Here is an 8,708-nt window from a genome sequence, read left to right as displayed (position 1 = left end):
AATTTTGAATATATTATATATTTTTACATCCATGCAAGGCTAGTGGGTCTGGCACCGCAAACGGCACCGTAAACACTTTACTGCATTAACAATAAAACAAATTAATTTCAAAAAGTTTCACTAAATTGTTGACATTTACTACTAAATTTTAGAATAATGACAATAAAACAAATATTCAAAAAATAAACCAGGAGGAGATGATGGGTAAGAAAAAATTTTTCGTCATTTTTGATAGCGCTTTCAATTGAAGGAGGGATAATAGAATGTTATGGGTTATTGTATTTGCTCTGGTTACCATTTTATCGGTCGTGTTTGCTTTAAGAAATAAGAGACCTGTTTGGTTGGTAGTTCCATTTGTTTCGATTCTTGCATTTATGCTTGTGAAAATTGCAATGGTCCCACTTCCATTCTGGGATACGGTACAATTTATATTTAATTTACGAGGTTGAATGAAATAAAAGGAGGAGAAAACCGTGAAAAAAATCGATAAGAAAGTAGCAGAAAATTACTTTCGGGCAAGGAACAAGGCAATAATTATTTATCTCGTCATATGGTTTCTCGTGTCGTATGCAGTAGTATTATTTGCTGAACCATTATCGAACATTACCATCATGGGAATGCCATTTCATTACTTCATGGGAGCTCAAGGCGCGATAGTAGTATTTATTATTTTATTATTTGTAAATGCAGTAGTGAGCGATAAAATCGATCAAAGGTTCGGCATTGATGACAAGATGAATGAAACAATCAGTGCAGGCAAACATCTAGATCAATAAAGAAATAGCCAAAACCAAAAAAGAAATGTGGAGGAGGTAAACAATGGATGCACAGTTTTTAGTTTCGTTTGCTCTGATTGTTGCTACGTTTGGATTATACATAGGGATTGCCATTTATAACAAAGCGAAGGCCACATCTGATTTCTATGTAGCAGGACGTGGAGTACCACCTGTTTTCAATGGAATGGCGATAGGTGCCGATTGGATGAGTGCAGCTTCATTCATAGGCTTGGCTGGTACTGTCATGTTGCTCGGATATGATGGACTTGCCTATATTATGGGGTGGACAGGAGGTTATCTTCTATTAACATTCTTGTTTGCTCCACAGCTACGAAAATATGGACGTTACACCGTACCTGAGTTTATTGGGGACCGGTATCAAAGTAATACAGCTAGATTAATAGCTGCTATTGCTACGATTATTATTAGCTTTACGTATTCTGTTGGTCAGTTATCAGGCTCTGGCGTTGTTATTGGACGATTACTTGAAGTAAATGCTTCCATCGGTACACTAATCGGGGTAGTACTCATAGCCTTCTATTCCGCAATGGGTGGTATGAAAGGGATTACATGGACGCAGGTAGCTCAATATGTCGTATTGATTATTGCGTATTTAATTCCTGTTATCTTTATGGCGATGCAACTAACCAACAATCCAATCCCTTGGATATCCTATGGTGAGATCATCAATGAGATGAAGGCAATGGATCAAGAGTTAGGGATTACGGAATATATTGTACCATTTACGGAAAACACCAAATGGCAATTCCTTGCGTTAATGTTTACGCTAATGGCTGGTACAGCAGGGTTGCCACACGTTATTGTTCGCTTCTATACCGTTGCCACCATGAAAGCAGCACGCTGGAGCGGAGCTTGGGCACTGTTGTTTATTGGACTTCTTTATTTATCAGCTCCGGCGTATGCAGCGTTTTCTCGTTTTATTTTAATGGATCGAGTGGCTGGTTCATCCATCGATAATCTTCCAGCATGGACGACATCTTGGGTAGATACAGGAAAACTCTCCGTAGCAGATACGAGTGGAGATGGTGTACTACAGTGGTCGGAAATCGTCATTAGTAATGACATTGTCGTCATGGCTACTCCAGAGATCGCGAATTTAGGTATATTTGTCATTGGACTTATGGCAGCAGGAGCCATGGCAGCTGCACTATCTACAGCAGGTGGTTTAATGATCGCAATCTCTGCAGCATTATCCCACGATATTTACTATCGTTCTATTAATCCTCATGCAAGTGAGAAAAAGAGACTTCTTGTTGGGCGTTGGTCCATTGTAATCGCAACAGTAGTCGCAGGATTAGTAGCATTAAATCCTCCTGGAGCAATTACGCAGATTGTAGCATGGGCCTTTGCATTGGCCTCAGGTTCGTTCTTCCCAGCATTGTTGCTAGGTGTCTGGTGGAAACGAGCGAATGGACCTGGCGTTATTGCAGGAATGATTGTAGGTTTATCCGTTACGTTAGGGTATATCTTTGCAGCAAAATATGGAGGGTTCACGATACTTGGAATTATTGATACTGGAGCAGGGATCTTTGGTGCAATCGCAGGAGTTGTGACGAATCTCGTTGTTTCACTAGCTACAAAAGCTCCTTCTAAACAAGTTCAAGAAGAGGTCATTGATTTACGCTATCCAGAGCAAATGACCTACAAAGATGGTGAGGTATGGATGGATGACTCATCGCACTCCTCCTAACGACTATCACGTAAAAGAGAAAGCGAAGGAACACCCAATATTTCAGCATATCTCAAATGAACAGTTTAAAGAGCTATACCAACAATGTGAGGAGCGTCTTTATAACCAAGGAACCATTATTGCTGATGCTCAAAAAAGAAGAGAGGGAATTCTCTTAGTGGTAGAGGGCACAGCAGAAGTGTGCGCCGCAGGAGAAGAACAAGAGCTTTCTGAAGTACTAGAAGTTGTCCAAACCGGGGAAATACTCGGTTTGGGCAGCTTGCATACATTTTTGGAAGCTCATTCTTTTGATGAGTATGCGTACATGGTTGAAATTCGAGCTGTAGATACAGTAGTAGGACTTTTCGTTCCATATTCAGTGCTTGAGGTCCTGTGGGAAAAAGAAGAGATTCGCTCGTATTTTTTGCGTGAAGTTGTTACGCGTTTAAAGGATGTTTATGTCTCGTTAGCGGAGCAAGTGAAGCTAGCGCAACAGTTTGGCGATAGTGAACCTTTCCTTCGACGAGTGCAAGATATTATGACTGTACCTGTTCTAACAGTAGAAGAGCATCATACCATTCAAGAGGCAGCTGAACAGATGACTTCTATTAAAGCAAGTTCTGTTGTGGTTGTTAAGTTCAATCAACTGGTGGGGCTGGTTACTAAAAATGATTTGATTAGTCGTGTCATTTCTACAGGGAGATCAGTCGAAGAACCGATTCGAAATGTTATGACCCACTCTCCGCTTACTATTCATAAATCCAATTATTACTACCAGGCACTATCTGAATTGATTTTAAATGGGGTTCATCATTATCCTGTCTTAGATGATAACCAAAATGTTGTCGGCATGATTACGTTATCTGATTTACTACGTAAAAAGAATTATCAAATGTTTTCGGCTATACACAAAGTGGAACAGCTTAACGACCATAATTTACATGAGGTGAAACATGAAATTTATGCTGTTTTATCGATAATGATGAAAGACCAAGTTCCAGTTACTCATATCCTCGATGTGATTACCCAATTGTATGACCGTTTGGCAAGACGAGCTGTTGAACTTGCTATACAGTCTCTTAAAGAAAAAGGAGAAGGGGATCCACCTGCATCATTTGTATGGTATCAGATGGGGAGTGCAGGTCGAGGGGAACAATTTGTGTTAACGGATCAAGACCACTTCCTGGTCTATGAGGATGGAGGAGAAGGTCAGAATGAAATCACAGGAGAATATTTCAATAAACTAGGGAAGGAAATAACAAACTTTTTATTGCAAGCTGGATATGAACGTTGTCCGGGCGGGATGATGGCAAGTGAGGAAGCATGGCAGGGATCTTTATCTCAATGGAGCGCTACGCTACGGGGGTGGTCCATTAGAGCAACGAATGATGCGATGCTTAAAGCGCAAAATTTTTTCTCGTTTCGAAAAGTGTATGGTTCTCCAAACGTACATCAATCGTTTCTGACACTGATTCATCAAAATATAGAACGCTCTCACATTATGCTCCATCGTCTTGCCCAAGTTGAAAAAGAAAAACCCATCCCTAATTTAGGACAGCCTATTCGTTCGATGTTGAAACTGAATCGAAAACAATTAGACTTAAAAAAAGAAGTTTTGTTTCCTTTTCACCATGCTTTGCAGATTCTTTCTCTTAAAAATATGATTATAGAAGGAACAACATTTGAAAAACTCGATAAGCTTGTAACGCAACATGTAATTACAGAAGAAGAGGGTAGAGAAGTCTCCCAGGCTTTTTCACAAGTGATGTCTATTTACATGAAGCAAAAATGGGAAAATCTTTCGAGTGATGCTTCGTCTTCCTCTATCATTTTGTTTAGTCGATTGGGTACATGGGAGAAAGAATTATTAATGAATGCTCTGAAGGGATTGAAAATCATACAAAGTAGAATGTATAGTACATTTTCTATCTAAATATGAATGAGTTTTTCTAGATGTAGAGAGGAGAAGAGGATATGTTAAGAAGTCGTAGTAAATTCCGTTATACATTAGAAGAGGACATTCCTCTATCTACGTCATTAAGAGAACTTTCATTTGTGGTCGTAGATACAGAGACCACCGGGTTCCAAGTAGAAAAGGATGACCGACTTATCGAAATTGGAGCAGTAGGTATAGAACATCTTCAAGTAAAAGAGGAGACGGCATTTCAATCTTACATTAATCCACATCGATCCATCCCTGCTACGATTGAACAGCTAACCAGTATTACAAACGATCACGTGGACGAGGCCCCGGTGGCTAAAGAAGTGATTCAGGACTTTTTTCAATTTGTTGAAACTACATCCACCCCTTGTTTAGTTGGGCATAATATTGGCTTTGATGTAACTGTATTTAAACATGAATTAAAAAGAGCTGGTTATAAAATAAAAAAACCAAAAGTAATGGATACACTAGATTTAATTCATGCCATTCGACCACTTCTGAGCGGAAAGGACTTAGAGGAGTATGCGGAAATATTTCATACACCTTTAGTAGGTAGACACACTGCAAAAGGAGACGCGCTCACCACAGCATATTTATTTTGTGAACTGGTAAAGCAATTAGAAAAACGCGGCTACCATACATGGGGTGACCTGCTCCAAATTACAGACTTTAAACATAAACGAAAATTCCTATAGCGGTGCCCTTCTCTAGCGGTGCCAGACCCCCGCCATACTAAAGCATCAACGTTGTACAGCGGTGGGGGTCTGGCACCAGTGCCGCATGGCACCAGTACCGCAAATAAAAAGAAGCACCCCGGCTGAACGGGGTGCTTCCATTATTAACAATATTGGTTATATGCTTGAGTTAAGTTTGCTAGGATTTCTTCTGGCTCGTGGTCTTCAATGTCATCGCGTGGGATGAAGTGAAGGACTTTGCCATTTTCCACTAGTGCCATGGAAGGGGAAGATGGTTCATACCCTTCAAAATACTCTCTCATTCGATTCGTTGCTTCACGGTCTTGCCCTGCAAATACAGTAACAGCGTGGGTTGGACGTTTTTCATTATTCAATGATTCTTTCGCTGATGGACGAGCTAACCCAGCAGCACATCCACATACTGAGTTTACCACGACTAGTGCAGGACCTTCTGCAGTTGTCATGAATTGATCTACTTCTTCAGGTGTTGTTAACTCTTGAAAACCTGCTGTTGTCAGTTCATCGCGCATTGGTTGCGCCATTTGTCTCATATATTCTTCATATGCGTTCATGATAATCCTCCTCGATAACGATGCGCTTCTTTAGCTATCGTTATTTTTTCTTGCTTGTGTCATTTGATGCCAAACAGAGCCTTTTGCTTCTTCGCCACCTTCAATGCGTTGTAATGCCATTTTCGCTTGCATTCGTACCTCGAATTCTGGATCTTCAATTGCCTCGCGTAGTGCTGGAAGGGCACGTTCATCTCCTATTTCATATAAAAACATAGCTGCTCTCCATCGAACAAGCTTATTTTTATCAGCTAACGATTCAATCATTTCTGGTGTTGCTTCTGGAAAGCCTAAATCAGAAATACAATCTCCAGCAGTGCGGCGAACGGTAACAGATTTATCTTTTAAGGCTGTATATAAATAAGGTAACACTTCTGGTTCTTCAATCATACCAAGGTAAGCAGTTGCAAGGCGTCTTATAGAAGCTTTTTCATCTTGCAATGCCTTCTCGAGAATAGGTAAGTCAGCATACGTTGGACTCATTCGATCTAGAGCAGCATAGCGGACTTTCCAATCAGGATTATCCAATGTTTCAAGTGTTATGGTGTTCCCCTGCTCCTCTTTTGTCTCATGATCACCAGGGTCTACTTCAAAAGCGCGTTGAACTAGTTCCTTCAAACGCTCTTCATCATAGCTCGCAGTAAGCTCTTCAACGACTTCATTTTCAATCTCGCTCATGTCACCGAATCTAGGATTTTGTTCAACCCACTGGCGTTCCATAACCATATTGGAAGAGGCTGGTGATGCTTCCATCGCTGCATTCATAAAGGATTCTGGTAATCCTACACGTTTTTCTTGATCTCCTTCTTCGAGCTTAACCTGCATAGGTATGCCACGGAACATTTGTACATATACCTTAACCTCACCAAAAGAGTCTTCAGTAGAATCATTGCCCTGGCTACTAACTGCATGATCCTCTTTTTCCTCTTCAAGTGTTCCAAAAACATTTCGCGTCTTAGGAAGTATGTCTTCCCAAGCGTATTTTGGATGTCGATCTAAAGCAATAAAGTCCATTACATGGTAAAGACTTTTAACCCCGTCAATGTCTAGAAGGCTTTGAATATAAGCTGGTGCATCATCTGTAGCATCACCTTGTTTATAATTTTGTGTTACGCCCTCTGGAAGTTTCTCATCTAAATTGATTTTCATCGAATTGGGGCTTGGTGTCGGTTCGATAGACACGATTTTCATAATGAACCCCCTTTACATCTCACTACATGTGATTTTAACAAACTATAACAGCACATTCCATTACAAGAACTGATATAGTATGACTTTAGAAGCAGAAATACCTTCCAAAATATTTTTCTGAAATAAAGATGTTTATTAGAAAAGCGAAGATGGGAAAAAGAACCATAGCTATTCAATGAAGGAGGAGATAAGCATGACTGAAAAAAGACTAAACACATTAAAACCAGGTGAAAACTATACTGCACAAGAACTTGATAGCTTTGTTAGTACAACGGATGTTGTTCTGCTATCCAATAATGACAATCAATTATTTACAGATCCAGAACGTGAATACAAAGTAACAATGGAATTCAATGGTTTCTTTGAACATTCCTCTGATGATGGGGAAAAGTATTTCCGTGAAAAGAAAGCTTATGTTGTAGAAAAAGTATAGTACATGATAAAGGAGTTCCCTCACAATAAAGTGAGGGGATTTTTTTGGTCTATTTAAGCTTTTATACTTACTAGATATAAATACCTCCTAATCTATTATTTTCAATTAGTAGATTTGATTTATGAATAAAAGTTAGTTAAACTAATTTTATATCAACTTTCTGTACAGACTGTTTACTCTGTACAAAAAATATTGTATAATATTTTTTGTGATTTTGGGAGAACATAGGTAAGCAACCATTAGAAATTTTATAGACAATATTAGGAGGGACATGAACATAATGAATAACTTTAAAAAGTTAATTCCAGCACTATTTCTAGGAATGATTTTACTACTTGCTGCTTGTGGTGGCGGTGGTAACGATGAAGGATCAAGTGGAGACAATACAGATGGAAATGGAGAAAGTAATGGTGAAACCTCAGAAGAAGGTACTTCTGGTGAAAAAGGTGAAATTAAGATTGGTCTGAATAACTGGGCTGAGAACGTTGCAGTTTCAAATATGTGGAAAGTTATCCTTGAGAACAAAGGGTACACAGTTGACCTTACACAAGTTGAAAAAGGTGCTCTATACACAGCCCTTGAAGGCGGAGACTTAGATGTAGGTTTAGAAGTATGGTTGCCTAATACAGACAAGCCTTTCTATGAGCAGTATAAAGATAAACTTGCATGGCATGATGTTTGGTTTGAAGGTACTACATTAGGACTGGCAGTACCTACCTATGTGGAAGATGTAAACAGCATGAGTGACCTTAAAGGGAAAGCTGATATGTTCGGTGGTAAAATTGTAGGTATCGACGCAGGTGCAAGTCTTATGAAGCTAACAAAAGATGCTCTTAAAGAGTATGAGCTTGAGAATTATGAGCTTCAATCTTCTTCAGGTCCAGTTATGACAGCTGAGCTTGGTAAGGCTGTTGAAGATGAAGAACCGATTCTTGTTACGCTTTGGAAGCCTCACTGGGTATTTGCTGAATACGATGTAAAATTCTTAGAAGATTCTAAGAAGGTATATGGTGAGAAAGAAGACATTAACTGGGTTTCTCGTAAAGCATTTGCTGAAGATCAACCACAAGTAACAGAAGTATTAAACACATGGAAAATGGATGACCAAAGCCTAGGAAGCCTTATGAACGTTATTAAAGAAGAAGGCGATCCTGCAGCTGGCGCTAAGAAATGGGTAGAAAACCACCAAGACTTAGTAAAAGAATGGACATCTGCAATGGAATAAGGTAGTACTAGTTTAAAATCCTGCTCTCTTTTGAGGGTAGGATTTTTTTTGTAATCAATTGAGTTATGGTATAGGCAAGCATACGCTTCATGGGATCTAATGCATGAGTATCATTTTACAGATATAGATGGCTCACAACCTGATTGGGGAAAACATTATAGTAATAAGTATGAACAAGATGTGTAGG

9 protein-coding genes are annotated in these 8,708 nt (G+C 39.4%); 7 read left to right on the top strand and 2 right to left on the bottom strand.

The genetic code is table 11. The features are described from left to right. The first annotated feature begins 263 nt into the window (after positions 1–263). The 5 genes from N782_RS11275 to N782_RS11255 are packed head-to-tail and all read left to right on the top strand — an operon-like array spanning position 264 to position 5,103. Entirely contained in the window at positions 264–449 is a 186-nt protein-coding gene (locus N782_RS11275) for a hypothetical protein (protein ID WP_036819728.1), read from the top strand. A 24-nt stretch (positions 450–473) separates the two neighbouring features. Continuing rightward, a complete protein-coding gene (locus tag N782_RS11270) occupies positions 474–776 on the top strand; it encodes a DUF4212 domain-containing protein (protein ID WP_036819726.1) in 303 nt (100 codons plus the stop codon). 43 nt (positions 777–819) lie between these two features. After that, positions 820–2,487: a sodium:solute symporter family protein gene (locus N782_RS11265; protein WP_036819724.1), complete on the top strand. Its 1,668-nt coding sequence runs from the start codon at positions 820–822 to the stop codon at positions 2,485–2,487. Next, the gene (locus N782_RS11260; protein ID WP_036819721.1) at positions 2,465–4,399 is read left to right on the top strand and encodes a DUF294 nucleotidyltransferase-like domain-containing protein; all 1,935 of its coding nucleotides are present in this window, start codon (positions 2,465–2,467) and stop codon (positions 4,397–4,399) included. Before N782_RS11265 ends, N782_RS11260 begins: the two co-directional genes overlap by 23 nt. Positions 4,400–4,440: 41 nt before the next feature. Next, positions 4,441–5,103 (top strand): 3'-5' exonuclease, encoded by a 663-nt coding sequence (locus N782_RS11255; RefSeq protein WP_036819718.1) that lies wholly within the window; start codon positions 4,441–4,443, stop codon positions 5,101–5,103. Positions 5,104–5,246: 143 nt separating this feature from the next. Here N782_RS11255 and N782_RS11250 read toward each other — a convergent pair whose 3' ends face one another. Beyond that, positions 5,247–5,675, bottom strand: a complete 429-nt coding sequence (locus N782_RS11250; RefSeq protein ID WP_036819714.1) for a BrxA/BrxB family bacilliredoxin — start codon at positions 5,673–5,675, stop codon at positions 5,247–5,249. A gap of 30 nt (positions 5,676–5,705) precedes the next feature. Then, positions 5,706–6,863 (bottom strand): conserved virulence factor C family protein, encoded by a 1,158-nt coding sequence (locus N782_RS11245; protein WP_036819711.1) that lies wholly within the window; start codon positions 6,861–6,863, stop codon positions 5,706–5,708. A gap of 193 nt (positions 6,864–7,056) precedes the next feature. Here N782_RS11245 and N782_RS11240 point away from each other — a divergent pair, with 193 nt between their 5' ends. Together N782_RS11240 and N782_RS11235 are read left to right on the top strand one after the other, a co-directional pair. After that, the gene (locus N782_RS11240) at positions 7,057–7,296 is read left to right on the top strand and encodes a hypothetical protein (protein WP_036819709.1); all 240 of its coding nucleotides are present in this window, start codon (positions 7,057–7,059) and stop codon (positions 7,294–7,296) included. A 280-nt stretch (positions 7,297–7,576) separates the two neighbouring features. Further along, positions 7,577–8,521: a glycine betaine ABC transporter substrate-binding protein gene (locus N782_RS11235; RefSeq protein ID WP_036819707.1), complete on the top strand. Its 945-nt coding sequence runs from the start codon at positions 7,577–7,579 to the stop codon at positions 8,519–8,521. Positions 8,522–8,708 lie beyond the last annotated feature (187 nt).

The sequence above is a fragment of the Pontibacillus yanchengensis Y32 genome (genome assembly GCF_000770635.1).
Lineage (GTDB): Bacteria > Bacillota > Bacilli > Bacillales > BH030062 > Pontibacillus > Pontibacillus yanchengensis.
This window is presented reverse-complemented; position numbering and strand designations above follow the sequence as displayed.